At 70.3% G+C, this 25536-nt stretch carries 26 protein-coding genes and 1 pseudogene; 8 read left to right on the plus strand and 19 right to left on the minus strand.

What is annotated here, in order from left to right; all coding sequences use genetic code 11:
- Nucleotides 1-62 precede the first annotated feature (62 nt).
- The 18 genes from ACIBM5_RS41070 to ACIBM5_RS41155 form a co-directional block, all read right to left on the minus strand.
- Complete coding sequence (locus tag ACIBM5_RS41070) at nucleotides 63-959, minus strand: hypothetical protein (RefSeq protein ID WP_396011802.1); 897 nt, start codon at nucleotides 957-959, stop codon at nucleotides 63-65.
- A 147-nt stretch (nucleotides 960-1106) separates the two neighbouring features.
- Nucleotides 1107-1358 (minus strand): hypothetical protein, encoded by a 252-nt coding sequence (locus tag ACIBM5_RS41075; protein ID WP_396011803.1) that lies wholly within the window; start codon nucleotides 1356-1358, stop codon nucleotides 1107-1109.
- A gap of 29 nt (nucleotides 1359-1387) precedes the next feature.
- Nucleotides 1388-2077 (minus strand): GGDEF domain-containing protein, encoded by a 690-nt coding sequence (locus tag ACIBM5_RS41080; protein ID WP_396011804.1) that lies wholly within the window; start codon nucleotides 2075-2077, stop codon nucleotides 1388-1390.
- Nucleotides 2078-2264: 187 nt separating this feature from the next.
- Nucleotides 2265-2465, minus strand: coding sequence for a hypothetical protein (locus ACIBM5_RS41085; protein ID WP_396011805.1), 201 nt, complete (start codon nucleotides 2463-2465; stop codon nucleotides 2265-2267).
- A 95-nt stretch (nucleotides 2466-2560) separates the two neighbouring features.
- Nucleotides 2561-2905 carry a hypothetical protein gene (locus ACIBM5_RS41090; RefSeq protein WP_396011806.1) on the minus strand — a complete coding sequence of 115 codons (345 nt, stop codon included), beginning with the start codon at nucleotides 2903-2905 and terminating at the stop codon, nucleotides 2561-2563.
- Between the two features lie 119 nt (nucleotides 2906-3024).
- The gene (locus ACIBM5_RS41095; protein WP_396011807.1) at nucleotides 3025-5508 is read right to left on the minus strand and encodes a DNA translocase FtsK; all 2484 of its coding nucleotides are present in this window, start codon (nucleotides 5506-5508) and stop codon (nucleotides 3025-3027) included.
- Nucleotides 5509-5599: 91 nt separating this feature from the next.
- Nucleotides 5600-7336, minus strand: a complete 1737-nt coding sequence (locus ACIBM5_RS41100; RefSeq protein WP_396011808.1) for a hypothetical protein — start codon at nucleotides 7334-7336, stop codon at nucleotides 5600-5602.
- Nucleotides 7337-7795: 459 nt separating this feature from the next.
- The gene (locus ACIBM5_RS41105) at nucleotides 7796-8200 is read right to left on the minus strand and encodes an RRQRL motif-containing zinc-binding protein (RefSeq protein ID WP_396011827.1); all 405 of its coding nucleotides are present in this window, start codon (nucleotides 8198-8200) and stop codon (nucleotides 7796-7798) included.
- Entirely contained in the window at nucleotides 8200-10404 is a 2205-nt protein-coding gene (locus tag ACIBM5_RS41110) for a DUF2637 domain-containing protein (RefSeq protein ID WP_396011809.1), read from the minus strand. Before ACIBM5_RS41110 ends, ACIBM5_RS41105 begins: the two co-directional genes overlap by 1 nt.
- 234 nt (nucleotides 10405-10638) lie before the next feature.
- Nucleotides 10639-10824 carry a hypothetical protein gene (locus ACIBM5_RS41115; RefSeq protein ID WP_396011810.1) on the minus strand — a complete coding sequence of 62 codons (186 nt, stop codon included), beginning with the start codon at nucleotides 10822-10824 and terminating at the stop codon, nucleotides 10639-10641.
- A 95-nt stretch (nucleotides 10825-10919) separates the two neighbouring features.
- Nucleotides 10920-11366 carry an NUDIX domain-containing protein gene (locus ACIBM5_RS41120; protein WP_396011811.1) on the minus strand — a complete coding sequence of 149 codons (447 nt, stop codon included), beginning with the start codon at nucleotides 11364-11366 and terminating at the stop codon, nucleotides 10920-10922.
- A 302-nt stretch (nucleotides 11367-11668) separates the two neighbouring features.
- Nucleotides 11669-11974 (minus strand): hypothetical protein, encoded by a 306-nt coding sequence (locus ACIBM5_RS41125; protein ID WP_396011812.1) that lies wholly within the window; start codon nucleotides 11972-11974, stop codon nucleotides 11669-11671.
- Nucleotides 11975-12181: 207 nt separating this feature from the next.
- Nucleotides 12182-12436, minus strand: coding sequence for a WhiB family transcriptional regulator (locus tag ACIBM5_RS41130; protein WP_396011813.1), 255 nt, complete (start codon nucleotides 12434-12436; stop codon nucleotides 12182-12184).
- A gap of 236 nt (nucleotides 12437-12672) precedes the next feature.
- The gene (locus ACIBM5_RS41135) at nucleotides 12673-12801 is read right to left on the minus strand and encodes a hypothetical protein (RefSeq protein WP_396011814.1); all 129 of its coding nucleotides are present in this window, start codon (nucleotides 12799-12801) and stop codon (nucleotides 12673-12675) included.
- A 140-nt stretch (nucleotides 12802-12941) separates the two neighbouring features.
- On the minus strand, nucleotides 12942-13166 hold the full coding sequence (locus tag ACIBM5_RS41140) for a hypothetical protein (RefSeq protein WP_396011815.1): 225 nt from the start codon (nucleotides 13164-13166) through the stop codon (nucleotides 12942-12944).
- A gap of 95 nt (nucleotides 13167-13261) precedes the next feature.
- Nucleotides 13262-13987 carry a hypothetical protein gene (locus tag ACIBM5_RS41145; protein WP_396011816.1) on the minus strand — a complete coding sequence of 242 codons (726 nt, stop codon included), beginning with the start codon at nucleotides 13985-13987 and terminating at the stop codon, nucleotides 13262-13264.
- A 214-nt stretch (nucleotides 13988-14201) separates the two neighbouring features.
- Nucleotides 14202-15215: a hypothetical protein gene (locus tag ACIBM5_RS41150; protein WP_396011817.1), complete on the minus strand. Its 1014-nt coding sequence runs from the start codon at nucleotides 15213-15215 to the stop codon at nucleotides 14202-14204.
- 282 nt (nucleotides 15216-15497) lie between these two features.
- Nucleotides 15498-15827: a hypothetical protein gene (locus ACIBM5_RS41155; protein WP_396011818.1), complete on the minus strand. Its 330-nt coding sequence runs from the start codon at nucleotides 15825-15827 to the stop codon at nucleotides 15498-15500.
- 174 nt (nucleotides 15828-16001) lie between these two features.
- On the opposite strand from ACIBM5_RS41155, the gene ACIBM5_RS41160 reads away from it, so the two are divergent.
- From ACIBM5_RS41160 to ACIBM5_RS41180, 5 genes are all read left to right on the plus strand, one after another.
- Nucleotides 16002-16331: a GntR family transcriptional regulator gene (locus tag ACIBM5_RS41160; RefSeq protein WP_396011819.1), complete on the plus strand. Its 330-nt coding sequence runs from the start codon at nucleotides 16002-16004 to the stop codon at nucleotides 16329-16331.
- A gap of 143 nt (nucleotides 16332-16474) precedes the next feature.
- Entirely contained in the window at nucleotides 16475-18058 is a 1584-nt protein-coding gene (locus tag ACIBM5_RS41165; protein ID WP_396011820.1) for a hypothetical protein, read from the plus strand.
- On the plus strand, nucleotides 18059-18418 hold the full coding sequence (locus ACIBM5_RS41170) for a signal peptidase I (protein ID WP_396011821.1): 360 nt from the start codon (nucleotides 18059-18061) through the stop codon (nucleotides 18416-18418).
- A gap of 201 nt (nucleotides 18419-18619) precedes the next feature.
- Nucleotides 18620-18745, plus strand: a complete 126-nt coding sequence (locus ACIBM5_RS41175; RefSeq protein WP_396011822.1) for a hypothetical protein — start codon at nucleotides 18620-18622, stop codon at nucleotides 18743-18745.
- Nucleotides 18746-19831: 1086 nt separating this feature from the next.
- Nucleotides 19832-21163 (plus strand): cell wall protein, encoded by a 1332-nt coding sequence (locus tag ACIBM5_RS41180; protein WP_396011823.1) that lies wholly within the window; start codon nucleotides 19832-19834, stop codon nucleotides 21161-21163.
- Between the two features lie 2926 nt (nucleotides 21164-24089).
- On the opposite strand, the pseudogene ACIBM5_RS41185 reads toward ACIBM5_RS41180, so the two are convergent.
- Nucleotides 24090-24365: pseudogene (locus ACIBM5_RS41185) on the minus strand (transposase); the annotation flags it as partial.
- A 66-nt stretch (nucleotides 24366-24431) separates the two neighbouring features.
- On the opposite strand from ACIBM5_RS41185, the gene ACIBM5_RS41190 reads away from it, so the two are divergent.
- The 3 genes from ACIBM5_RS41190 to ACIBM5_RS41200 all read left to right on the plus strand — a co-directional run.
- A complete protein-coding gene (locus ACIBM5_RS41190) occupies nucleotides 24432-24920 on the plus strand; it encodes a winged helix-turn-helix domain-containing protein (RefSeq protein ID WP_396011824.1) in 489 nt (162 codons plus the stop codon).
- Nucleotides 24878-25372 (plus strand): IS630 family transposase, encoded by a 495-nt coding sequence (locus ACIBM5_RS41195; protein WP_396011825.1) that lies wholly within the window; start codon nucleotides 24878-24880, stop codon nucleotides 25370-25372. The genes ACIBM5_RS41190 and ACIBM5_RS41195 overlap by 43 nt, the downstream gene beginning before the upstream one ends.
- Nucleotides 25373-25425: 53 nt before the next feature.
- On the plus strand, nucleotides 25426-25536 hold a 111-nt coding region (locus ACIBM5_RS41200; protein ID WP_396011828.1), incomplete at its 3' end, for a transposase.

The raw sequence follows: 25536 nt of genomic DNA on the forward strand, positions 1-25536 counted from the left end.
TCGCTCGTGCGCCCCGCGACCCCGACCGGCGGCTGAGCCGGTCGGGATCGCGATCGCACGGACTACTCGAAGTCCTCGTCCTCCTCGTGCTCCTCGTCGCACGGCGGGATCAGGCGTGAGCCGTGGCAGCCGGGCGTGCAGGCGATCTCGTCGCCGAACGTGTCCTCGACCTCGCCCCACTTGGTGATGTGGGCGGTGATCTCCTTGCGGGCGAGCGTCAGTGCCCGGCGCAACTGGTGCGGGCTCAGGTCCTCGACGGGGATCGGTTCGACGTCGACGCCGAACAGCGCGCGCACGTCGAAGGTTTCGGTATCCGCGACCGGATCGACGGCGGCCCGCGGCTCGGGCAGGGGGTCGGACGGGTCGTTGTGGTGATGGCTGGTGGGCAGGACCTCGCGGTGTACGTCGCGGTGGACCAGGTCGACCGCGACTCCGGCTGCGGTGATGTGTTCCGCGATCCTGCGGGCCGCGCCGACCGCGCGATGCCTGCCGCCGATGCATCCGGTGGCGACGGTGATCGGGCCGATCGCGGCGTGCAGGTTCAGGGCTGCGGTGGCGACGGCGGCGGTGAGTTCCTCGACGCCGGGGGTGGCCAGGACGTGCCGGTGGACGTCGTCGTCCAGGCCGGTGCGGTCGCGCATCGCGGGGTCGTGGTGGGGGTTGCGGAACGCCCGGCGGAGGTCGCAGACGATCTCGGCTGCGGGCGGCGGCGCGGGGTGGCCGTAGCCGAACGACACGACCCGGATGCCCGGGTTCGGCGCGGGTTCGCCTTCGAGGTGGGCGAACATCGCGTCCAGGTCCTCGAAGAACGTGCCCTCGCCGCGGGCGATCTGCTCGGTGGCCTCGCGTTCGCCGGGCATCCACTCGGGGGAGCGGGTGAGGTCGTCGTGGTCGGCGGTGATGTCGGCCGCGGTGTCGTCGGAGGCGTGTGCCGGGTGGTGGTGGGTGGGTTCGGGCATGCGAGATCACTCCCGTGACGGGGATCGGATGGTGGCGGGGGTCGGGTGCTCGTGTGCCCGCCGCCCGGACCGGACCCCGTCGGGGTCGGTCGCGGTGGTGGGCTCGCGTGCCGTGAGTGGTTGTGGATGGGCGATGCTTGCGTGAGGTCAGGACGTGTAGCCGAGTTCGACCGGGTCGGCTCCGCTTTCGAGCGCTTCTGCCGTGGTGCGGTAGTGGTGGGCGTTGTCCTGGTGGGCGGTGATCGCGCGGCGGGAGAAGTCCCGGTCGGCGGGCCGCGCGCTCGGGTCGTCGGCGGTGGTGCGGGCGTCGTCGCGGGCGGTGTCGCAGCGTTCGGCCTCGACGCGCAGGATGGCGATCTCGGCGGCCCGCTGTGCGGGGGTCCAGGTGATGTCGGGCATGGAAGGTCGTCTCCTGTGGGCGTCGGGGATCACGCGGGTTGTGCGGCGGCCAGGTGCGTGCCCGGTCGGCCGGGGCGGCGGCCGTTGACGGTGGGCGTCGCCGCGTCGGCCTGCGTGCCGAGGTACGGGAACTCCGTCTCGCCGGACTTGATCCGGTACATCGCGACGTCGGCGGCGCGCAGCAGCGTGGTCCACGGACTGCCGGGCAGGTCGGCGGCGTGGGCGGCGCCGACGGAGGAGGAGACCTCCAGGAGCGTGTCGGCGTGCGGGACGGGCTTGTTCAACCGGGTGCGCAGGGCGAGGAGTTCGCGGTCGGTGTCGGTGCGCGGTAGGCGGACGATCGCGCCGAATTCGTCGCCGCCCAGGCGGGCGGCCAGGCCGCGGCGGACGGCGCACCAGCGGTGCAGGCGCCCCGCGAGTGCGACCAGGACCCGGTCCCCGGCGTCGTGTCCGTGGCGGTCGTTGATCTGCTTGAACCGGTCGCAGTCCACGAGCAGGACCAGGACGTCGTCGGCGCGGCGGCCGGTGGCGAGGAGTCGACTGCCGTGGTCGACGAGGGCTCGGCGGCGCGGGATGCCGGTGAGTTCGTCACGGCCGGCGGCCTCGAGGCGGCGGCGCACGCGGACGTCGTCGGCGACCGCCAGCGCGAACGGTACCGCGGCGGCGGTGGTGAGCAACAGGGCGCGTGAGCGCTGCCGTTGCGGGGTGTGGATGGGCATGATGGTGGCGATCCCGTCTCGTGGTGGGGCGGGTCACGGAGGCGCACCCGGCTGTCCAGGCGTGGGGTGCGCCTCCTCGTCGTGGGGGTTCGGGTCGTTCGTGTGCTCGCCGTCCCGGGCCTGCGGCGCCGGTCGCCGCTCCGGCCCGGGGCAGGTTCCGGGTCGGTCGACACGCGGCCCGGGCGGGTCACCTGATGTCGAAGATCAACTCGTCGCTGCGGGTCACCATGAGGGTGGTCTCGCAGATGCCGCACCTGCGGGTGAGGTAGGTGCGGTCGTCGTCGACGGCGGGCATGTCCTGGTCGCAGCAGAGGGGGACGTCGGCCGGGTCGAACTCGTCGCCGATGGTGAGTTCGAAGCCGTAGCTGGTCGTGGGTGTCGCGTACATGTCGTCTCCGGTTCGGTTCGGTGGGGCGCCGGTGGGGTGCCGGCCGGCCGTCGCGGTCCCGAACGGCGAGGTTCGGGGCCACGACGGGCGGCCGGTCAGCCGACCATGCCGGTGATGCCGTTGATGAGGCCGTGTACGAGCTGGTCGGCCAGGCCCGCGAGCGAGTCGGCGATCTGTGAGCCGGAGAGCATCGCGCCGCCCGCGAACGCGGTGGTCGCGATGAGGATCGCGCCTCGGGTGCGGGCCCAGAGGAAGACGACGACCAGGACGACGATGCCGCTGCCGACGCTGATCGCGGTGCCGCCGGTGCCGGACACGGCCGGGGCCGTGGCGGGTTCGGCGGCCAGTGCGACGGTGGGGGTGCCGAGGACCAGGACCAGGGCGGCGCCGAGGGTGGCGGCGGCCCGGCGCAGGCGTCGGGTGCGGGTGTGGGTGGGCATGGCGATGTCGCCTCCTGGCGAGGGTGGGTGGATGGGTGTTCGGGTGCGTGGTCGTGCGCCCGCGAAGCCGGCCACCCCCTCCGGGGTGGGGCGGGGTGGCCGGGATCGTGGGGGCAGGATCAGTGGTGGGCGGGCCGTCGGGTGCCGGCGTGGGGTGTCGAGCCTGCGGGCATGAGGACGTCCCGGTTGCGGCCTTCGGCGGCCGGGCCGACGACGCCGCGGCGTTCGAGTTCGTCCATGAGGCGTCCGGCCTGGTTGTAGGTGACGCGGAGTTTGCGCATGAGCATGGATGTCGAGCCGAACTGCGTGGCGACGATCAGCTCGGTGGCCAACGCCAACAAATCCTCCGTGGCGTCGTGTTCGGTGGCGTCGGTGTCCGGCGGGGTCGTCGGGGTGGCGGGTGCGGGGGTGGGTGCGAGGGCGTACCGCACGCGGGGGCCGTCCCCGATCTTGATCACGGTGCCCTGCTCCTGGTGGTGTCCGAGGTGTTGGTAGGTGGTCTTGCGGGAGACGCCCAGGGTGCGGGCGAGTTCCCCGACGGCGGTTCCGTCCGGGCCCGCGTCGCGCAGCACCTCGAGGAGGCGTTCGCGGGCGGGTGCGTCGGTCGGGTCGGGCTTGGTCGGCGCGGTGTCGTCGGCGGGGGCGGTCCAGGTGGCCGGGTCGGTGGGGTCGTCCGCGGTGCCGGTGTGGGGGAATGCCTCGGCCTCGGTGTCCGGGTCGGTGCCGACGCCGAGTTCGCGCAGGCGGTCGGCGTGGCGGCGGTCGCGGTGCTCGGCCAGGTCGCGCCAGTCGCCGGCGTCGTCGCTCTCGGTGCTGCCGTCCGGGGTCCAGACGGCCAGGTCCACTCCGCCGCGGGGCCTTTCGGTGTCGTCGTGGTCGACGTCGTGGCCGGTGGTTGCCGGTGCGGACCGGGCCGCATCGGACGTGTCGGATGTGGGGGTTTGCCCGTTGGGGTGGGTGGTGAAGAGGTGGGCGCAGCGGTCGTTGGTCCACCGGTCGGTGTAGTCGGGTCCGGCGACCTCGATGCTGACGGGGTCGAGTGCGGGTTGCCACGGGGCGGTGACGGTGGCGATGCGGCCGATCGTGCGGGGGCTGAGCCGGTGTCCCTTGAAGGGGCGGGGTTTACCGGAGCCGACCTTGACGAATCCGTAGCCTTGGCCCGGCGCGTCCCGGGGATCGACTTTGTAGTCGCCGTCGAAGATGTACGCGTACTCCGCCGCGTCGGGGGTGTGCATGCCGATCTTGTTGTTGCACTGTGCCTTGATGTTCGTGTCGTGGATGGCGCTCGTCGTGCCGCGCAGGCCGCAGATGACGACGTTGACGCCGGAGTCGCCCGCGATGCGGATGATCTCGCCGAGGTTGTCTCCGGCTTTGCGCAGCGGGTGTTTCGCGGGGTACTTGGTCAGGGTGTGGTCGCCGAGGAGTTCGGCGCATTCGTCGACGACGATGACGATTTCGGGGACGTCGGCGGCGATCGGCAGCAGGTCGGTGTCGTGGTCGAGTTTGCGCTGTTGGTAGGCGGTCTTGCGGGTCTTGGCGATCCGCAGCGCGGCGGCGGTCATCCGCAGGGCCTCGTCGGGGGTGGGTGCGACCCAGTCCACGCCGGGGTTGGGCACGTCGAGGCCTCGTCCCTCGTCGTGGGCCTGCTTCCACGGGGCGATCCACGGCAGGGCGAGGTTTCCGGCGTTGAAGTCGATCACCCACACCAGGCAGTCGACCATGCGCGCGAACTCGGCGAGCATGACGTTGAGTTCGTTGGTCTTGCCGCTGCGTTTCTGCCCGATGAGCAGCGTCGAGGACTGGCGCTTGTGCAGGGTGGCGGGGCGGGTGTTGCGGTACACCCCGACCGTGAAGGGTTCGTTGATCGTCAGCGGGGTCAGGGTGTCGACGGGGTAGGGCACGACGTTCGCGAACGCGTCGACCGTGCAGACGTCCAGCCTCACGACGCTGCGGTTCGCGCCGGGGTGGGCCTCGACGCCGCATCCGTCGGGCAGGCGCAGGTCGGCGGCCAGGGCCGCGCAGCAGCGGGCGACGTCGTCCACGCCGGTGCCGCCGTAGGGGAGTTGGATCTCGACCGAGTAGCCGGGGGACACCTCCCACTGGCCGGTGGGCCAGGGCGTGATGTCCAGGATCGAGGCGTCCTTGATCCGGCAGACGCGGTCCAGGCGGGCGACCCATTCGTCTTCGAGTTCCAGGCGCGCGGTGACGATCGCCTCCTCGACGCGGAGCGCCTCGGCGGTGGTCTCGTGGCGGCCGGTGGCGCGGGTGATGCCGTAGGTGGTGACGCCGCCGATCGCGAGGGTGGCCAGGCTGCCCGAGGTCCAGGGGGAGGCGTCGATCGCGTGGGTGGCCCAGGCGCCGTATCCGGTCCACAGGGCGCCGTGGGCGAGGGCGGTCGCGCGGGTGATCCTGTGTCTGACGTGGGACAGGGCGGGGCCGGCCAGTGCTCCGGCCGCGCCGACGGCCAGGCCCCAGCCGGGGGCGGCGGCGCTCGCGTTCGCGCAGGCCGCAGCGGACAGGGTCGTTCCGGCGGCGCTGATCGCGGTCCACACCGGGGTGTGCCGGCCGGACCAATCCACCGCCGTCTTGGTCTTCTTGCTCACGACGTACACCTCTTCGTGGAGGGCTGGGGGAAGGGAAGGGCCGGGCCCGATGCAGCTCGGGCCCGGCCGGTGAACAGTGGTGGTGGTTCGGTCAGGCGACGTTCCAGCCGCGCTCGCCGGTGCGCGGCAGTTCGTGCCGCTTGAGGTCGTCCGCGTGCGCGGCCCGGAACATCGGCGCGACCTGCGCCGCGGCCGAGGCCACCGCGAGTTGCGCGGTGTAGACCTCGTGCAGGGCGGCGAGTACCGACGGGTGGATCGCGTAGCCCTGGGTCAGGGCCTGCACCCACAGCCGGAAGCCTTGGGCGAGGTTTGCGTGCACCTGCTCCAGCTGCTCGAGGTGGGACTTGACCTGCATCATCGCGCCGGCCTCCTGCGGGTCGACCGCGTAGCGGCCACCCGCCTGGATGTACTCCGCGGAGGCGTCCAGCAGGGTGAACGTGGACATGGCGTGTCCTCTCGTGCCCGCCGTGCCCTCGGTGGGCACGGTCGGTGTGGCGGATGCCGGGGCATCGCCCGGCAGGGTGTGCTTCGGCTGCTCCGGCACGCTCGGCGCGCCGGCCTCGCCGGTGTCGGGGGCGGTTTCCTTGGCGGCCTCCTTCTGCCTGATCGCGTTCTTCTTGTCCTCGATCGACTTCCTGGTCGCCTCCTTCTGCGCCTTGGCGTCGTCGCGTTCGGCGCGGCGTCGTGCGGCGGCGGCCTGGCGCTCGCGCATCCGGCGCCACACCCGGGTGGAGGACTCCCGGGCCCGGCGCATCCGGTCCGGTCCCGGGCTGGTCAGTTGCCAGGCCCCGGCGGCACCGGCGGCCAGGCCCGCGGCCGCGACCTGGCTGGCCGCGCGGAGCCCGCGGCGGGCTCCGGCGCTGCTGCGCCAGGCGCGGCGGGCGGCCTGCGCCGCGCGGGATGCCCGCGAGGCCGGCGCGGTTTTGCCCACTCCCTGGTTCTTGCGGCCGCCGGGCGTCTTGGGGACCTTCGTGTCCTTCGCCCCATCCCTCGAATGTCCGTCGGGCCGGGCGCCGTTCGTGCCGCCGGCCCGGCGGGCCAGGGCCTGGCGCAGCCTGCGCGCCGCCGAACCCGGTCCCGCCCCGCCCGAGAAGCGGGGTCCCTTCGCGCCGCCGCGTCGGCCGGTGCCGCCGGTCGGCGCGGCGCCGTGCGGCTTGGCGCCGCCGTTCGACCCGTTGCGGCTTTGGATCAGGCGGGCCGCGCCGGGTCCCATCCGCGCGCCCGGGGCGCGCCCGCGCCCCCCACCGCCGGCGTGTCCCGATCCGCCCCCGGATCCGGGGGACTTGCCGTGCGTCCCGGACCGGGGAGCGCCGCCGCGGGGCGGGGCCAGGCCGACCGAGCCGAACGCGGCCGGCGCCCTGCCGCCCCGGCCTCCAGGTCCGGGGCCGCGGCCGCCGTTCGCGCCGCCACCGCCGGTACCGGCCCCGGCGCGAGGGCCGCGCGGAACGCGCTCGCCCCCGAACCTAAGCCCGAGACCGCCCTGTTTCCTCGACCGGCGGCCGGCCCGCTTCGAGGCGCCCCGGCCGAGGGCCCTCGCGGTCGCGGTCACGGCCAGGCCGCCCCCGGCGACCGCGACCGCGATCAGCGGCGACGTCGCCATCGTGAGCGCGGTCGCGCCGTTGGCGGCCGCGAGGGTGAGCGGCACTCCCGGCAACGGGGCCGCCGGGTCGGCATCCGCCTTCCCCTTCCGGGCCGGGGCCGGCTCACCCGGCTCCGACGCCCCCGGTCCCGACGACGGCGGGAGAGCCGGGGCGGAGGCGGGCGGCGTGTCGGTCGTCTCGTCGTCCGCATCGATCTCCGGTTCCAGGACCGGATCTGTCTTGATCACGATGATCGGCTCCTCGGCCTTCATCCGCGCAGGACCAACCTCCGCGAAATCACTGTCGGTTACCGTCACCCGGTGACGTCACCGGTGACGGGATCCGGGTGTCACCCCCCGGCTGGGCCGTCACCGGGTGACGTCACCGGTGACACGAAGAAGCACCTGGTCAACCCCGGTGACACTGCCCGTGTCACCTGGTGGGGGCCCCGGTCCCCCTCCCCCCTCTTTCGTGTCCTCGGGGGCCGAGGGAGGGGGGAGGGGCAGAGTGGGGGGGGGACCCCCGCGCAGGGGGTGAACCCCCCCCCCCACGAGAAAAATGTGTGTTATATTGGGGGGGGGTTGGGGGCCGCGGGGCGCCCGCGCCCCCCCCCCCCCCGGCGGGGCGGCGCGGGGGGGGGGGGGGGGGGGGGGGGGGTGGGGGGGGGGGCCCCCCCCCCCCCGGGGCCCCCCCCCCACGCCCAGTCTTCACTGTGTGTAGTCATCGGGCGGGTGTGTGTCGGGCCCGGTCGCGCACGGCACGCACGCCCCGAGGCTGGTGGGGATCACGTATCCGGCGTCGATCCGGCACGTCGGGCAGGTCCGCCGGGCCCGCATCGCGGCGGCCACCGATCGCCACCGACCAGCAGTCATCGGGCGGACCCGCCGGGCCAGGTCGACCCGGTACAGATACGCGACACGAGGCGGCCTGCCACGGCGCCGACTGCCCCACATCACCTGCCCGACCGGCTGTTGACCGGCCGGGCGCAGCCCCCGCGCCCGCAATTGGCGGCGGGTGGCCAGGCCCTCGGGCGCCATGCGCCACGCGTAGGTGGGCATACCGCCGTGCCGACGACCCTCGGGATCCTGGTACCGCGCCCGCACCCGCGTCATCACGCACCGCCCCATTCCTGGCGGGCGGCCTTCAGACGCAGGTGCGCGGTGGTCTTGCCCATCCCGGTCCGCTGCTGGACCACCGAGAGCGTGACCGCCTCCGCGCCGAGTTCGCGCATCAGGTCCAGCACCGCGTCGATCTGGGATCGCCGGTTCGCCGCGCGCCCTCCGGAGTCGGAGGTTCGCGGTTCGCGGTTCGCGGAGCGTGTGCTCGCCGTCGACCCCGGATCGTCGGTTCGCGAACCGGCCGCCTGCCGAGCAGCGGGCTCGGCAGCGCCGGTTCGCGATTCGCGATGCGCCGCTGCGGTTCGCGAACCCGTGGAGTGCGCGGCTCGCGGTTCGCCGTCCGAGGAGCGCGCCCCCGCCGCCGACGCCGGTTCATCCGTTCGCGAACCGGCCGGGTTCGCGGTTCGCGGTTCGCGAACCGGCCCGGTGGTTCGCGAACCCCCGGGCTCCAGTTCGCGAACCTGTCCCGTTCGCGAACCACGAGGACTCGCGACTGCCGCGTCGGGTTCGCGAACCACGTCGGTTCGCGAACCGGGCTCGACGCGAACCAGGTCCACGCGAACCGGCTCGTCGGTTCGCGAACCGTCCGGGTTCGCGAACCGATCGGGTTCGTGGTTCGCGTCCGTCGCGGGTTCGCGTTCACCGAGCCGGAGTTCGACGCGTTCGCGCAGCGGCGCCTTGAGCCTCCAGAAGGGGCCGTGGTTCGCGCGCATGTCGGCGCGGGCCAGGACGTGGGCGCGTTGGCGGTCCAGGGCCTCGGTGTAGGAGGTGATCTCCCACAGGATCATCCGGCGGCGGATCACCGCGGTGGAGATCGGCGCGAGCAGCCACCGGGACCGGCGGATGGTCTCCATCCGCTTCCCGGTGATCGCGCCGATCCTCGACGCGTACACGTGCGCGGCCACCTCGGAGAAGATCACCCACAACAGAACCAGCGCGCCGTGCCCGATCTGGCCGGCGAGTGTGTGTGCGGCCTGCCAGTTCAGATAGATGGTCGCGGCGGTGAGCGCCCGGGGGACCCAGACCACCCACCGCAGTTCCATGTCCGCGCGGATCAGGAGCAGGCGGATGATCGTGAACGCGGGGATGGCCACGTCGATACCGACCGGCAGCAACCAGGGCCAGGACCAGCCCCACTCCCGCGCCGCAACCTCCAGCGCGGTGTAGGAGGAGAGCAGGCCCAGCGTGGAGACGACGGTGGCGGCCAGGACACCGACGACGAGCAGGATCCGCTCGCCGAACGACAGCGGCGGCACCTTCCCCGCCGCCGTGTCCGCCTCCCGAATCCTGCGCCGCGACTCGGCGGCGATCTCCCGCCGCTTCGCACGCCGCGCGGCCCGCGACGTCGCATCCGCCATCAGCCGCTGCGCCGTCTCGCGCGCCCGCTCGACGTCGGCCCGCTCGGCCGCCGCCGCCCGCCGCTCCCGTTCCGCCTGCGCACTCGTCTCGGCTGCCCGGGTCTCCGCTTCGGCCAGCACCCGCGCGGCGTCGGCCCCGGCCGCCTCCGTCGCTTCGCGCGCCCGCTCGTGGATCTGCTCGGCCCGGCCGCGCAGTTCCTCGGCGTACTCGGCGGCGGCCGCGCGCAGCTGCTCCGCGCCGGCGGCCGCGTCGGCGAGCGTGCGCTCCGCGACCATGCGGGCGTCCGCGATCCGCTGCCGGGCCGACTCCCGGATCGTCTGCGCCTCCTCCTCGGCCTCCGTCGTGATCCGCGCGGCCGTGCGCCGTGCGCTCTCGCACCGTGCCTCGGCCTCGGCCGCCCGCTCACGCGCGTCGGCCACCAGGCGCTCGGCCTCGACCGTCGCGGCCGTGACCATCCGCCGCTGCTCGGCACCGGCCGCCTCCCGCACCCGCTCGGCCTCGGCGTCCGCGCCGGCCACGGTCTCGGCCGCCCGCTCGCGCGCGTCGACGGCAATCCGGTCGGCCTCGGCCTGCGCTGCGCCGACCTCGGCCGATGCCTCACGCGTGATCCGGTCCGCGTCCGCCAAGGCCGCGTCGGCCAGGCCGCGGGCCCGGGCCAGGATCGCCTCGGCTTCGCGTTCGGCCTCGGCGAGCAGCCGATCGGCGCGGTCTCGGGCGTCCGCCCCCGGGACGAGCGGATCCGGGCCGGCCGCCTCGGCCGGTCGGCCGTTCGTCGGGGCCGCCGGAGCGGGTCGATCCGGCGGCCGGGTATCCACCGGGCGCGCCCGTGAACGAGGCACGGCGGCAGATTTCTTCGTGTCGCGACGGGCAACCACGTGCGCCGTCCTCCCTGTAATAGGGGAGAGCGGCCACCCCGAGGGGGTGGCCGCTCTCCTGGTGTCCTGGCCGGCGGCCGGGCCGCCGAGGGCGTCTCGTCGAGACGACGAGCCGGCTCCCCGACGCGCCGCGCCGAGTGGGCGCGGCGCATCGGGCAACCGCCCGGCCCCACGAGGAGCCGGGCGCGATGCGCGCGTCTAGCGGGTGGTGCCGTCGGACATCAGGCACTCGAACGTGCGCACGGCAAGCGCGCCGTCGCGGATCCTCGTCAACAGACCCAGCGCCGAGTTCTGCTCGCGCGTGCCGTCGGCATAGGTCTCGAACTCCTTGCGGCCGTCGGGGTGGACGATGGTGATGCGGCGAATGGTGAGCTCCTGCGCCATGGACGGTCTCTCCTCGATATCGACGGGATCGGGCGAAGGTCGGGGCGCGGACGAGCGAAGTGCCCGAAGCGCGGTCGCGGCGGGTCGAGCGGCGGTCAGCCCCGACGGACGTAGGCCGCCGCGCGCTGCCCGCTCAGGGCGTCGCCCAGGATCCGGCGGTGGTCGAACGCCAACCCCCGAGGCAAGCGATCGATCGGGACCCACCTGACGGCGGCCGCATCGTCACCGGCCCGGGCGGTGGTATCGGCGGGAACGGTGACCCCGTACGCCGCCGAGACATACCGGCCGCGCGGGTCCCGGTCCGGGTCGTCGTAGACGCCGACGAGGACCAGGTCCTCCGCGTCGACGCGGACGCCGGTCTCCTCGAGCAACTCCCGCACAGCCGCAGCCAGGCTCGTCTCGCCGGGATCCACCCACCCACCCGGCAAAGCGAGCATCCCCTCGTGGGGCGGCCAACCCCGCGTGATCAGCAGGACCTCGCCCTCACGGATGCACACCACGTCGGCGGTGTACGTGACGCGTTCGGTGGTCTCGTCGGTCATCGCGTTTCCTCCCTGGTCGGGACTGCGTGATCGCGGTCTCGGGATCGGTTCGGGGACGGCCGGACGTTCCACCGGACGACCGCCCCACGGGTTGTGCGCTCCGGTTCTCCACACCGCTGCGCCCCGCCGGAACGGGGCGCAGCGGTGTGGGCAGCCGTCGGCCGAGGGGCCGATGCGCGGTGTTCGGGTTCAGCCCTGCTCCTCGTCGTTGCGATCGACGGGGGCGTAGAGGATGAAGGGGATGCTCACGACCATGGACGCGACGATGACGAACCAGACGATCGCGAACACGACGTCGGCGCTCACGCGGCACGGTCCATGTGATCGGTCGTCAGTTCGGGGGAGGCGACGACGAGCAGGATCGTGTCCGAGGTGGGGGTGCGGCCGTGCATGACCGTGTTCATCAGGGCGCGGGCGCGGATGGCGATGTAGGGGTCGATGTCGAGCAGGTCGCGGGCCCGGCCGGTGGCCGCGCCGGGCATGCCGTCGAACAACTCGATCGGGATGCCCAGGAGCGCGTCGAGGCGGGCGGCCATCGCGGCACGGGTGGTGGCGGGGGGCGGGGTGTCGATCTGTCGGGCGCCGGGCCCGGGCATGCTGGGGATCACGGTGGTCTCCTCAGGTCGGTTCTGTGGGGTTGCCGAGCCGTGGGTCGGTGATCGGGTTACCGGCCCACGGCCTACTTCGTTCGGGTGTCGGTGGGCGGGTGTCGCCAGGGCGCGACGGTCCGGGGCGGGTCGGACCGCCAGGGCGCGGCGGTCGGCTGCCGCCGGATCCTTTCGGTGCCGTCGTCTTGGTCGCCGGCGGCCGACGGGTCAGGTCGCGGAGCGGGCGCGGTTGCGGGCGGCGCGGCGCTTGAGCGCGCGACGCTCATCCTCGCTGAGCCCGCCCCACACGCCCGCGTCCTGGCCGGACTCGAGGGCCCAGCCCAGGCACTGCTCCATCACGGGGCAGCGGCGGCACACGGCCTTTGCCTCCTCGATCTGGAGGAGTGCCGGGCCGGTGTTGCCGATCGGGAAGAACAGCTCCGGGTCTTGGTCACGGCAGGCCGCGACGTGGCGCCAATCCATGTGGTGTCCTCTCCCGGCCGCCGTCGGGCGACCTGTGTTGTGGGTGCGGTGATCGGTACGTGCGCGGGGCCGCGCCCCGGAGTCCGGTGCGCGGCCCCGGTGATGACGGACGGCTCAGCGCGCGGCCATCTGCGCCTGGGCGAGGGCCTCGGCCGCCCGTTCGGCGGCGGCCAGGTCGGCGGCGGCCTTCGCGCGCAACCGCTCCAGCTCGGCCATGTCGGCGTCGGTCACGGGGATCACCGCTGCCCAGCAGCGCGGCGGGCGGCGTCCATCCGGACCCGGCGCAGCGCCTCGTTGGACTGTCCGCCGTCGGCGGGCCGGGGTTCGGTGGGCGTGGGGTCGTTGTTCGATACGGTGGGGTTCACAGGCGTTTTCCCTTCAGGTTTGGGCCTGTTCGCGGTCGTCGGGCCTTCATCCCGGCGGCCGCTTTCGTGTGGTGGCCGGTCGATCCGAGCGGCCATGAGGGTCGACACCGCGATCGATGTCGGCCCTCATGGGGGCTGGGTCACGGGCGGCGCGGGCCGGAGCCGAGTCGGCGGCGGGTGATCAGTCGGTCCAGCAGCGCGCGGTCGACGCGGCCGGGGCCGCGGGTTCCCCGCGAGGGCGTGGGACCGGGTTTGGTGCTGTCGACGATCGCGTAGACGGGTCGGCCGGTGGTGGCGAGCATGCCGAGCAGGAGCGGGCTGCCCGGGTCGGGCTCGTCCGGAGCGGCGGTGGCGTGTTTGCTCATGTGCGGTCCTTTCGATGGGGGGTGTGCGGCGCCCGGGCGGGGGTGGTCACCGCCCGGGCGCGCGATCGTGGGGTCAACCTGTGGCCAGCTCGTGTTCAGACGAGTTCCTGCCAGTAGGAAATGGGCTCGGTGCCGGTGTCGCTCTTGCCGGAGGGGTGGGGTCCGAAGGCGAATTGCTCCAGGAGCACGTACAGGTCGTCGGCGGTGGTGACCGGCATCTCGGTCACGGCGCCTCCGGCCGCGACGGTGAAGGTCTCCGGGTGGTCCGCATCGGAGGCGGAATGCCAGATCAGGCGGACGCCGGGCGCCAGGTGCAGGCTCGCGCCGCCGTCACGGTGTCCCTGCCACAGGGTTGCGTCGCCCAGCCAGACGCGGCCCCGGTCCAGAGTCGTCCGGGCGAAGAACGCGGCTTCCCGCTCGGCGGCGCGCCAGCCGTCGACCTCGACGATGTGTGCCATCCGGGCCGCCGCGTCGGTCAGGTCGGTCGGCGGCTCGACCGGGGGCTCGGCCGTGTGCGTACCGATTCCGCCGACGTCGGACGGTGACTGATCGATCGAGACGACGACGGGTGCGGGCCGCCTGCCGTGTCGCAGCGCGGTCAGGGCGCGCAACGCGGTGTCCTCGCCGACGATCGCGAAGAACACGGCGACGGGGCCGGCCAGGACCAGGCACAGCGCGGGGTGCAGGCCCAGTACCTGGCCGGCGGTGTAGCCGATCATGGCCCCGGCCACGGCGAAGACGACGAACGCGCCCTCGTGGGCTGCGGTTTCCGCGACGCGGACGGCCAGACGGACATGGCGGGTGCGGGTGCCGGTGTTCACATGCCACTCCTAGGTAGGGGAGGACGTCGGTGTCGCCCGGCGCTCCCGGCCGCGCCCCGCCCGCGATGTGCGATGCGGACGGGGCGCGGTCGGCAACTCCGGTGCCGACTCGGTGTCTTGGCGGTGCGACAAGGCCCCGCCCGCGTGGTGCTGTGCGGGCGGGGCGCGAAGAGCGGATGTCGGTCAGGCTCAGGGGCGGGAGGGCGCGGGGTGGTCAGCGCTGCGGGCGCAGCGTTTCCCGTGGGACCTCGAGGCCCGCAGTTGGCGCCTGTGCCTTTGCGAGGTTATGGAGCCGGGCTTGCTCCTTGTCCACGCGGTCTACGGCCGGCAACACGGCGGCCCACTCGGCCGCCCGGCGCTCCGGGAACATCCGAGCCTGGTGCTTCGCGAACTCTGCGTCCTGTTTGGCCGTCTTCTCGCGGACCTGCTTGCGCTGCGGCTCCTCGTGCCGCAGGCGGGCGGTGAGGGCGGCGAGCCGTGCGCCGTCGATGCAGTGGGCGGTGCCGGTGCACGCCGCGCAGCGCCAGCGGTGGGCCTCGTAGGTCGAGCGGGCCTTCTCCACGCTCGGTACGGGAAGTACGTGCATCACGGCTGGGGCCGTCGGGACCACGGGCTTGGGCAAGACCTTCGTGCTGCGCCGGGACCCGGCCGACGGGATCGCCTCGGCCAGGCGCAGCCGCCACGCGGCGGCGGTGAGGGCGAGGTGAAGGGCACCGGCGAGGGGCCGGGCCGTCGGGCAGTACGTGGTGTCGGTGCAGGTCGCGCACTGGGCGCGGTGGGCGGTGTAGGCCCGGTGGGCGGGCTCTGGGGTGCGGGCGCGCCGGGCGGCCCGCGCCTTCGCCTTGTGCAGTGCGCGGGTGTCACAGCCGGACATCGCCGGGGCGGACTCGGCCAGGTGCCGCTCCCACGCGGCGAGCGCGGCGGGGAAGACGACCAGGTCGAGGTCGAGCAGGCGGTGGCTGCCGTGGCATCGCCGCGGGTCGGGGGAGCCGACGCCCTCGGTGTGATGGGGCACGAGGACACTCATCGCGGTGCCGCGCACGGGGGTGATCGGGCACCAGGTGTCGCAGTCCGGGCAGACCAGCGATGGCGTGGTGGGGTGGTCCAGGTCCATCCGGTGCGGGTCCACGGTGGACAGGGCGAGAGCGGGGCGTGCGCTGAAGTTCCTTGCGCGGGTCCTTTTCGGGCGCTTCCGCGCCGTGGTGGTGGGTGCGGGTGCAGCAATCATCAGGCGAACTCCCGGCAGGAGAAAGGAGAAAGGGGTAGCGACGGTGTCGCGGTGCGCGGTGCTCTCTCCGCCTGCCAGGACCACCGGGGAGGATCCCGACGACCTGGAAAGCGGACAACGCATAGCGCTGCGTGCTGGTAGTCCGGGCGGTTTGGTGGTGCTACCGCTCCTGGCCGCATAGCGCGGCGACTACCTGCTGGTGGTGCGTGGTGCTGGGACCGAAATCCCACTCCCGGCACCATCCCGACGGGGATGGTTCCGGTGGCAGGACGCCGGGCGTGGCTAGGCCGCAACGAGGACGGGGCCTGCAACGGTGTCGACTACTGCGGTGGTCGGCAGCGGCTGCGCCACCACTCGTGTGGCCGGGTGGGCAATCTCGATCGGGGACTCGATGCCGTGCTTGGCGCGGATCTCGAGGGCGACAAGGTCGATGAGGAGGGCGAGTTCATCGCCGGTGGGGAGCCAGGGGTAGGCCGCGGCGCGGGCCCATGCCTCTTGGGTGACGTCGTCGACGAGGTCGACCAGGTCGTCGACCGCGAGCCGGTCGGCAGCGCGGGCAGCCAGGCGAGCGGAGTGGGTGTGGTACAGAGCATCGAGGGTGGTGACGGGCATTGAGTGAGTTCCTTTCGAAGTGGGCCAGCGGTACGAGGGAGCAGGAGAGGGCCTTGCCGTACGAGATGCTAGTCAACAAAACCAACTTAGCTGATACAGTCGGACTCGTGTCAAGCAACCTGGTTAAGTCGTGGGAGCTAGCTCGGCGAGAGAGGCCGCCATACGATGTCGCTCATGAGCCACGAGGATGTGCAGCCGTACCTGCGGATCGTCCAAGACGTACGCGACCAGGTCCGTTCGGGGAAACTCACGGCTCACGAAAAGCTGCCCAGCACGAGGGAGTTGGCCGCCGAGTACCAGGTCGCCCTGGGAACGGTTCAGCGTGCTCTCGCTGAGCTGCGCACGGCCGGGCTGATCTACTCCCATCAAGGTCGCGGGTCTTACATCAGCGGCTCGGCCAGCATCGCCGACCAGGACCCGACGAGCCGAGCGATCGCAGCCCTCGAGGAGAAGGTTGCCGTCCTGGCAGCACGACTGGACAAAATCGAGAAGACGAGTGGATGACGTGCTCTCACTGATGGAAACCCGCTCGGTCTGCATGGCAACGAGTCAACCCGTCGCTGGCCCGAACCGAAATGCACTACCGATGCAGTGACAGTGCACTGGCAATGCATCGGTGAACCCTTCGAGGGGGAGGCGGTCCTAGGGTGGATCACGTAGAAGCCTGGACGGGGGAGAAGGCGGTCATCCTGCAACGAGCCATGAGACTTTCGAATGCAGCTTTTGCGGATCATTTGGGTATGGCCGTGAGAACGGTGGCCGGATGGCACGCCCAACCGGCCAAGGAATTGGTACCCACGACTCAGGCAATCCTCGATACCGCGCTCCATCGCGCAGAAGATAGCGTGCACGCTCGTTTCCGTCATATGGTTTCTGGCACCAAAGTTGAGGCCCACAATTCGGAAAGAAGAGCAGCATTCGCGGCGGCAGAAGAACGTCTTATTTCTGCCCCTCATGCAAGTGCCGCACTCGCCTGGCTGGATCACCGTATGCGCGGAGAGCCAACAGGAACCGCTCGCCGCAGAGCGGCGACCCACCTCGCATCACTCGACACTCGTGCTCTGCATGACCGAACTCACCAATATGGAGACATCCAGCGGGAAGCCACTGCATCAGCACTCGCCGAGTACTACAGTTTTGATCAATTGAAGCATGGACTCTATGCGACACAATGCGAGGGCGCTCCCCTGAAAACCAGTATTGTCACCATGCCTCGATGGTTGGATATATCGCTACCAGTAGCGTCCGAGAGTTCCAGATTCAACTTCCTGGGAACGTCATCAGTAACGCCACAACAGCTTCCGGCATTCGCAATCGATGCTGCGGTTGGCAGGTTATGCGAAGTAGTAGTTCGTCAAACTAGGCTCGTCAATGCTCCAATCTATCGTCTTCTCTCAAGCCGTATCCAGCCCGGTTTCTTCGAAGCAGACTTCGCCCTCACGGAATTCGTCGAGTATGCCCTGACCATGGATCTGCTTGAGCAGGAGATGATGGATGCACTCGTCGACGGCCGTGCCATCAAGCCTGGGTCATTACCTCTGCGAGATTTCTATATGGGAGATACGAGTTCACTTCTCAATCTACGGCAACGACTATGCGCCGGTGGAACACTGGCTTTGTGCGCCTTCGCTCGACCTGCACGCGCACGACGGGGCAGCCGCGCCGACTACCTGCTCCTGATTCAGGAGAGAGGGGGAAAGGTGCTCAATGCCTCACGGCGTCTGTCGGTCATCCCCAAGGCATTTCACGGTCCGTTGGTCGACTTCGCCGAAGACACGCACATCGCCGCAACCCTCGAACGCGAGATGGAAGAAGAGTTGTTCGGGCGAGGAGACGTCGACTCCACAGAGTCTGCTCTCGCTCACGCTGACCCAATGCACCCAAATCGACTTTCTGCGCCGATGCGTTGGCTGACAGAGCACCCCGATCACTGGCGAATGGAACACACCGGATTCGGGATCAACTGCATGAGCGGCAACTATGAGTTTGCCACGCTCCTCGTTATCGAGGATGAAAAGTGGTGGGAGGAGTTCGGCGGTGAAGTACGCGCGAACTGGGAGTCATCGGGGTTGAGGCGTTACTCAAGCCGGGACCGGCGGGCACTCACCGAACTGGCTCACGACCCTGCATGGAGCAACGAGGGCCTCTTTGCACTCATGCAAGGCTTCCGGCGGCTGTCTGAGACCGGCGGCGACCGGGTTGATATGCCAAACATCGAATTGAGGTTGTAAGTGGCAGACAACTGGTACAAGGGCAATGCAAACGATGACGCCCCGCAGCATCGCGGTTGGCTGTTGGGGCACTTCATCGACCCTGCCGTCGGCAACATCCGTGCAACCGGCGATCTCGAAGTCAAATGGGGTATTCATCCGGCCGGGCAGTCCCGCCCGGAATGGACCACGGACGACCAGCGCACCACCATGCTGCTACTGATCTCGGGCTGTTTCCGTCTAGATCTCACTACTGGTAGCACAACTCTCAAACGCCAAGGCGACTACGTCGTATGGGGCCCAGGGATCGATCACTGCTGGGAAGCCCTAGAGGACTCCGTGGTTGTAACGGTCCGATGGCCATCAATCTCTGGGCACTGAGGCCGAGTTAACCCACGGGGGACTGTGCCTCGTCAGGCATCGCCGACTGCTCCCGAGGGGCATCCCCCTCGCGATCGAAGTTCCGTGGTCCGCCCCGAACACGGTGGGAGGAACCGTGCTGGAGGTGCGCGAGCGCGTTACCCCCGCCAGCTCCCAACCGAGGCTGAGACTCGCGCACTTGAGATTGCCCCAGACGCGGTGATGGCCATCCGGCAGGAGGGCTACACCGCCGACCGACGTGTCATCGAGGTCATCACCACGCTGAGGCACCAAATTCTGCGCATCCAGTACAACTTCCCGCCGGATGCGCATGCGAAGAAATCATGACCATCGACGCCGCCGCTGCTCCCATACTGCCCGGATGGATGATCCCGACGGTCTACGGCATGACAGTCCTCATGTCCTACGACACGGGCAGCTCCGGCTCGACACGGAGCCAATGTGCACCCTCGGTAATCCCCGATAGCGGTATGGTGGTGCCGCTTTCGATGACCATGAAAGCAAAGAGCCCCCTGGACCTTAGGCAAGTCCATAGCGGGGGCTCAGCACGCTGCACCTTCTGTACAAGGGGCATCGCAACGATGAGAGTACCCGTACGCGCTCGCGTACACACGGCACCCCGCCGAGACCGCGATCTGAACGTCGCTCCGGCCGCTGTTTCGCGTTGCCCAGCAACGCCCTCATCCGTCAACGGCCCTGTGTCGCTTCCGGGGCTCCATGACAAAGCCCTCGCCACGACGGTGACTTGGTCACGGTCACGTCGGCGAGGGCTCATGAGCTTCCGACCGCACGTCCGGCGATCGGTCCCGTCTGCACCCGTCTCGGGGCGCACCTCTGTTGTGGTGTTGGGAGTGGATGACGAGTAACGCACTGGGCGGCTGAGCCGCCCGGGACGCCGGTCCCGCAGTGCTACCAACACTGCGGACCTTCGTCCCCACCGACAACTACTCGCTCAAAGCGAGGTCTGATCTTCCGGCGCCAACCGGTCTGACCAGGCAATACATGGGTTCTCCGCAGAACCAAAACCCACCGCGCTCCGCGAGGGGGCTTTCGTGCACCCGCTCGCTAGAGAGGCTGCGTGCTCATTTTGCATGACGCAGTGACGTCATGTCTCGTCGGCATGACCGAATTCACTCGGATCAACGTGTCCCGAGGCGTACCGCCGCAGGTCGGCGCACCTCACCAGACCCTGAATATCGGCTTGTTTGAGCCGATCCGCATCGATGTGTCGGCACCTGCGCCACACCCCGCCGACACGCCGAAACGATCTTGCTCACACCGCGCTCGCGGCCGGGGCGTCACACGGACACCACCGCTCGCACCAAGGGACGTGTCCACCTCCGTCACCGCCTCCACATTCGCCTCCCCTGCGCCCGAACTGACCCCTTCGCCGGCCGCAGCTGGAGGTGCGTGGTGACCGCCGCCGCAGTGCATACCGCGGCCGTCGCCGTCCCGACGGCGGTCCCCGTCGACGAGCTGCGCCTGGTGCCGGTGGCCAAGTCCGCGCAGGAGGTGGGCTCAACGGAGTCGCGTCGGGCCCGGCCGGGCGAGTTCGTACACGCGGTGGAGTGGCTGGTCGCGGCGGGCCTGCATCCGAGGATGACCGGTCGGACAATCCGGGTGGTCGAGGATCTCGCACGCCGGATGGACCACACCGAGGGCACCGTCCTGTACGGCCTAGACGCGATGGCGCAGCGACTGGGTCTGTCGCGGTCGGTCCTGTGTCGTGAGGTGCGATACCTCCGCGAGGCCGGCGCGCTCGCGTGGATGGTGCACGGCACCCGGCGGAATCTGCGGGTCCCGGGGCGCAAGTACACGGCGACCGCCACTGTGTACGCCGCGACCGTCCCGCCGATCTACGACACCGCGATGGGCCACCGGGTGGACGGGAGCGGGTACGCCGCCCGCCGCATCGGGGTCACCGACGCGGGTCGGGCGCTCGCGATCGCCCGCGCCCGCCGGAACCACGAGGCCCGAGTCGCCGCAACCGCTCCGATCGCCAACGGAAAACCGGTGAACCCGGACATTCCACCTGTGGACAACCCCGGGGATGGCATCGCCCCCGACCTGCACGAATCCGGCGCTGACACCCCTTCTTTTCCCGCCATACCCAATGCTCGTAGGTTGACGCTGGTAGGTCGGTTGAAGAACACGCGACGCAAGCGCGCGCGGCACACAGCCTCGATCGATCCCACCCTCACCCCCGTCCCCGAGCCCCAGCCGCGGACCTCCGCCCAGGTGCGGCGCGACAACGAGATCGCCCGGCGCGTACAACTCCTGGTCCGGTGGACCCGGGGCGAGAAGACACGCCGACTGGCCTGGGCGCTGCGCCGGTTGATCGACCGGGGCCTGCCAGCCGACCACATCGCCGCGCACTTGGCCGCCTGGCACCTGCTGGACTGGGTTCCGGCGAGCCCGGCCGCGTTCGTCAACGCCAGATTGCGCGAGGAACACCGCCGCGACATCGAGCACGCGGCCGCAGTTCGGCCACAGGACAACGCCGACTGGTGCGCGGCCCTGGCTGAGTTCGCCGTACACACAGCACCAGCCTCCGACACGGGGGCAGCCGCGCCGCGCACAGACGCCGACCGGGCTGCGGCCCGCGCGGCGGCGCGGTGGGACTGGGACAGAGTGATCGACGCACTGGAACGGGACTACGACGACGCCTGCGATCTGTACGGCCACGATCTTGTCTACCGGGCCGACGTCATCCGCACTTCGAGAACGATCCGGCTGGGCACCTGATGGCACCTCTGCCACGCACTCCCTCACTCAATGAAGCCACGGCCCTGATGACCATGGACACTTCGCCGAGTTCCGGCGCCGTAGCCCCCGGCCCTCCCTGCAATGAAGCCACGGCCATCGAGGTCGTGGACACGAACATCGGCTTCCGATCAGCGGCCCGTGATGCGTGCCTGCAATGAAGCCACGTCCCCTCGGGCCGTGGACACTGCGGCTCGCATGGGCGGAATGGCGGCCGTCGGCCAGCTGCAATGAAGCCACAGCCCGTAGGCCGTGGACACACGGGCACGCATCTCGCGGTCGTGGACGACCCGGTCTCGCAACAGAAGGCACGTCCCTTCGGGCCGTGGACACTTCGTACCACCGAGTCAACTGCTCCGACTCGTCGGCATCACTGCAGTGAAGCCACGGCCCTCAGGATCGTGGACACCAGGGGCCGCCACGCGCAAGATCGCCAAACTCAACCTGCAATGAAGCCGCAGTCCGGAAGACTGTGGACACGTCGCTGGTCCTCGTGGGTGGGTACACGGGGAGCGGCCTTCAATGAAGCCACGCCCATCGGGATCGTGGACACGGTGCTGCTGGCTCACGTCACGGAGGAGGCGGAGGACCTGCAATGAAGCTACCCGTGGGCACCAAGGAGCGCGGGCATGTCCGTAGTCACAAGCACACCTGCAATGAAGCCACGCCCTCGAGGTCGTGGACACAGCGGACCGGCGGCCTGCGGGTGATCGGAGCGGCTCTGCAATGAAGCTGCGGCCCTTCGACCCGTGGACACCCGTTCCTGCTGCGGGACGCGCGCAAGCTCGCCAACCTGCAATGAAGCCACGCCCTTTCGGGCCGTGAACACCTCATCGGCGGCCTTCAACTTTGCGCAACTGCAATGAAGTCACAGCCCTCGGGGTCGTGAACACCTCAACTTCACGTTCGGCTCTCCCTCGGCAAGTCGACCTTCAATGAAGCCATGCCCCTCAGGGTCGTGGACGCGGCCTGCTCGATGGCCAGCGCATTCGGCACCGGCGGCCTTCAATGAAGCCACGGCCTTCAGGGTCGTGGACACAAGCAGGTCCCGGCGCACCTGATCCCGTGGATCGACCTTCAATGAAGCCACGCCCCTTCGGGCCGTGGACACCTGTTCTGGCGCAGGTTGTCCTTCATCGCGGTGCTGCTGCAATGAAGCCACGGCCTTCGGGGTCGTGGACACGTGCTGTACACAGTGACGAGTGCAGCGCTTCAGATCCTGCAATGAAGCCACAGCCCTCGGGGTCGTGGACACGCGATGGCCGCCTGGATCAGCGTCTGAGCGTGGGTGCTGCAATGAAGCCACAGCCCGTCAGGCCGTGGACACACGGGCACGCATCTCGCGGTCGTGGACGACCCGGTCTCGCAACAGAAGGCACGTCCCTTCGGGCCGTGGACACTTCGTACCACCGAGTCAACTGCTCCGACTCGTCGGCATCGCTGCAATGAAGCCACGCCCCTTCGGGCCGTGGACCCCGTGCACGAGTGTGGGATCCGCATCGTCGGCGACAAGCTGCAATGAAGCCACACCCCTCGAGGTCGTGGACACCGCCGCGGTGGTGTCGAGTGCGGCGGTCACGTCGGCCCTGCAATGAAGCCACGCCCCTCGAGGTCGTGGAGACGTGCGTGCGCTCGGCCACCGAGACCTCGCCGGGGTTCCTGCAATGAAGCCATGCCCCCTTCGGGCCGTGGACACGCCGGCGGGTACTCGGGCGCAGCGTCGGTCTCGCCCCTGCAATGAAGCCACAGCCCTTGGGGTCGTGGACACCGGCGGTCTGGTTGTCGAGACCGAGCGCGGCAACGTCCTGCAATGAAGCCACGGCCATCGGGGTCGTGGACACTCGGTGATGATCTAGCTCGACCTATCAGGCCGGAGCCACGGGCCTCGGGGTCGTGGTCACGCCCTCGACCAGGTCGGCGAGTTCGCCCCGGTCGACCTGCAATGAAGCCACAGCCCTCGGGGTCGTGGACACCACCGAGTCATCTGGACGGCGGGCGAGGGCGGCGGCCTGCAATGAAGCCATGCCCCTTCAGGCGTGGACACATCCTGGACTCGATGGGCGTGCTCGCGCACATAAAGCCACGTCCGTTCGGGCCGTGGACACCTACGTGCCGTCGGTGCGCGAGGTCCTGAACGGCGCGCTGCAATGAAGCCACGCCCTTTCGGGCCGTGGACACGGTCGCATACAGCACGTCCGCCTTGCTGCTGGTCGCCCTGCAATGAAGCCACGTCCCTTCAGGCCATGGACACGCGAGGCCAGCCGCAGTGAGTCTTCCGGCGTTGGCCCTGCAATGAAGCCACGACCCCGAAGGCCCATGGACGCGGACCGGCCCCATCTCCGACAGGGTCGCGCGTCACCTTCAATGAAGCCACGAACTCGGAGGTCGTGGACACCTGGGCCCAGGTGCCGCGACCGCCTGGGCGACCCTTCAATGAAGCCACGACCATCCATGGACACTCGGGCGTCGGCGACTGCGTGACCCTGCACGCGCCCCTTCCTTCAACGAAGCCACGACCTCGAAAGACCATGGACGCAGCCTGGGTACGGCGTCGCCTCGCAACGCGGTTGTCCTTCAACGAAGCCACGGCCCCGTAGGCCGTAACACGCGGTGAGCTTCACCGCGGTGGACGGGCACGCGACCCTTCAATGAAGCCACGGCCCCGCATGCCTTGGATACCATCAGCCAGCGGAGTTCACGATCGAGCGCGTGCTACTTCAATGGAGCCACGACCTCACGGGCTATGGACACCGGCCGGTCGTGATGGACAGGACATCGGCGATCGGCCTTCAATGAAACCACGGCTTCGAAAGCCGTGGATACAGGGCCGCGTTGCCCTCGACGCTGCGCTAAGGCCTGTCCCGTAATTGATCTCGGGGCGTGTGGATCCGGGGTTCTCGCTGGGCCAGCCGGCGAGGGTGAGGTTGTGCAGGTGGGCTGTGCCGAGCATGGCGTGGTGGACGCCGGCGCCTTTGAGTCGGCAGTCGCGAAGGATCTCCCAGGTCTTCATGCGGGCGAAGACGTATTCGACGCGGGCGCGGACACGGCGATGTGAGGTGTGGTGTTCGTTTTTCCAGTCGAGGAGTTCGTCCTGTCCTCGTTCGCGTAGGTGGGGCACCAGGACTCCGGTGCCGCAGTAGCCGCCGTCACCGATCACCCGCGCGGTGCCGACGGCGGCCTTACTGAGGTTTCCGAGTCCGATTGACGGTGCGTCAAATGAGGGCATACCCGTTGTATGGGGATCTCGGGGATGACCCCGGTGGAGCGGGACCGCCGGGAGAAGATGCGTTTGCGGGCGGCTGGTTGGTTCGCGGAGGGTGTGTCGCAGGCGGAGGTGGCGCGTCGGTCGGGTGTGTCGCCGCAGGCGGTGTCGACGTGGCATCGCGCGTGGGTGGACGGCGGGGCGGACGCGTTGCGCTCCGCCGGCCCGCCGGGTGCCCGGCGGCGGGTGTCGGACGAGGGGTTCGCCGAGGTGGCGGCGGTGCTGGAGGCAGGGCCGGAGGCGGCCGGTTTCACCGGGCAGATCTGGACGCTCGCGCGGGTCGGGCGAGTGATCACGCAGGTCACCGGGGTGGTCTACGCGTCGCCGTCGAGCGTGTGGCGGCTTTTGAAGGCCCACGGCTGGTCGCGGCAGCGGCCCGCCCGGCGCGCGTTGGAACGGGACGAGGAGGCGGTGACGACCTGGAGGAGCACGGTGTGGCCCCGGGTAAAACCACCGCGAGGCGAACGGGTGCGGTGATCGTGTTCGCGGACGAGACGGCGCTGTCCCTGTTGCCGCCGGTCCGCGCCACGTGGGCCCCGCGGGGTTGCACCCCGACACTGCGGGTGCGGATGGGGAAACGGCCGAAGACCTCGTTGGTCGGCTGGTGCTGTTACCCACCGGGCGGACTGCCGAAGTTCCTCTACCGCATGGTGCCGGGCTCGGTCACCGACCGGGAGCTGATACGCCAACTGCCCGACATACACAGGACTTTCGATCGCCCGATCGTCCTGGTGTGGGACAACCTGGGCAGTCATCGCAGCCGCCGGATGCGTGCGTTCGCCGACCGCGTCGACTGGCTGACCCTGGTCTTCCTGCCGCCCTACGCACCCGATCTCAACCCGGTCGAGGGCAGTTGGGCGCATCTGAAGAGCGGGGCCCTGGCCAACCTCGGCGCCCGCACCCTCGACGAACTCGTGAGGTGCCCTTGATCTTCCGGACAGCGACCCACGTAGGGTTGTAGTGAACCGGAAAGAGAAAGCACGTGCCGCAAAGATATACGCAGCAGTTCAAGGAAGAGGCCGTTCGCATGGTGTTGGACGGTCCTCGCCCGATCATCCACGTCGCGCGCGAGTTGGGGATCAGCGACACCACT

Origin of the sequence: Embleya sp. NPDC050493 (genome assembly GCF_044458105.1) — a bacterium.
Lineage (GTDB): Bacteria > Actinomycetota > Actinomycetes > Streptomycetales > Streptomycetaceae > Embleya.

Bases quoted from the DNA above. Each gene is read 5' to 3' on its own strand.
- ACIBM5_RS41070 (WP_396011802.1), bottom strand. From the start codon at position 959: ATGCCCGAACCCACCCACCACCACCCGGCACACGCCTCCGACGACACC.
- ACIBM5_RS41075 (WP_396011803.1), bottom strand. From the start codon at position 1,358: ATGCCCGACATCACCTGGACCCCCGCACAGCGGGCCGCCGAGATCGCC.
- ACIBM5_RS41080 (WP_396011804.1), bottom strand. From the start codon at position 2,077: ATGCCCATCCACACCCCGCAACGGCAGCGCTCACGCGCCCTGTTGCTC.
- ACIBM5_RS41085 (WP_396011805.1), bottom strand. From the start codon at position 2,465: ATGTACGCGACACCCACGACCAGCTACGGCTTCGAACTCACCATCGGC.
- ACIBM5_RS41090 (WP_396011806.1), bottom strand. From the start codon at position 2,905: ATGCCCACCCACACCCGCACCCGACGCCTGCGCCGGGCCGCCGCCACC.
- ACIBM5_RS41105 (WP_396011827.1), bottom strand. From the start codon at position 8,200: ATGACGCGGGTGCGGGCGCGGTACCAGGATCCCGAGGGTCGTCGGCAC.
- ACIBM5_RS41115 (WP_396011810.1), bottom strand. From the start codon at position 10,824: ATGGCGCAGGAGCTCACCATTCGCCGCATCACCATCGTCCACCCCGAC.
- ACIBM5_RS41120 (WP_396011811.1), bottom strand. From the start codon at position 11,366: ATGACCGACGAGACCACCGAACGCGTCACGTACACCGCCGACGTGGTG.
- ACIBM5_RS41130 (WP_396011813.1), bottom strand. From the start codon at position 12,436: ATGGATTGGCGCCACGTCGCGGCCTGCCGTGACCAAGACCCGGAGCTG.
- ACIBM5_RS41140 (WP_396011815.1), bottom strand. From the start codon at position 13,166: ATGAGCAAACACGCCACCGCCGCTCCGGACGAGCCCGACCCGGGCAGC.
- ACIBM5_RS41150 (WP_396011817.1), bottom strand. From the start codon at position 15,215: ATGATTGCTGCACCCGCACCCACCACCACGGCGCGGAAGCGCCCGAAA.
- ACIBM5_RS41155 (WP_396011818.1), bottom strand. From the start codon at position 15,827: ATGCCCGTCACCACCCTCGATGCTCTGTACCACACCCACTCCGCTCGC.
- ACIBM5_RS41160 (WP_396011819.1), top strand. From the start codon at position 16,002: ATGAGCCACGAGGATGTGCAGCCGTACCTGCGGATCGTCCAAGACGTA.
- ACIBM5_RS41175 (WP_396011822.1), top strand. From the start codon at position 18,620: ATGGCCATCCGGCAGGAGGGCTACACCGCCGACCGACGTGTCATCGAG.
- ACIBM5_RS41190 (WP_396011824.1), top strand. From the start codon at position 24,432: ATGACCCCGGTGGAGCGGGACCGCCGGGAGAAGATGCGTTTGCGGGCG.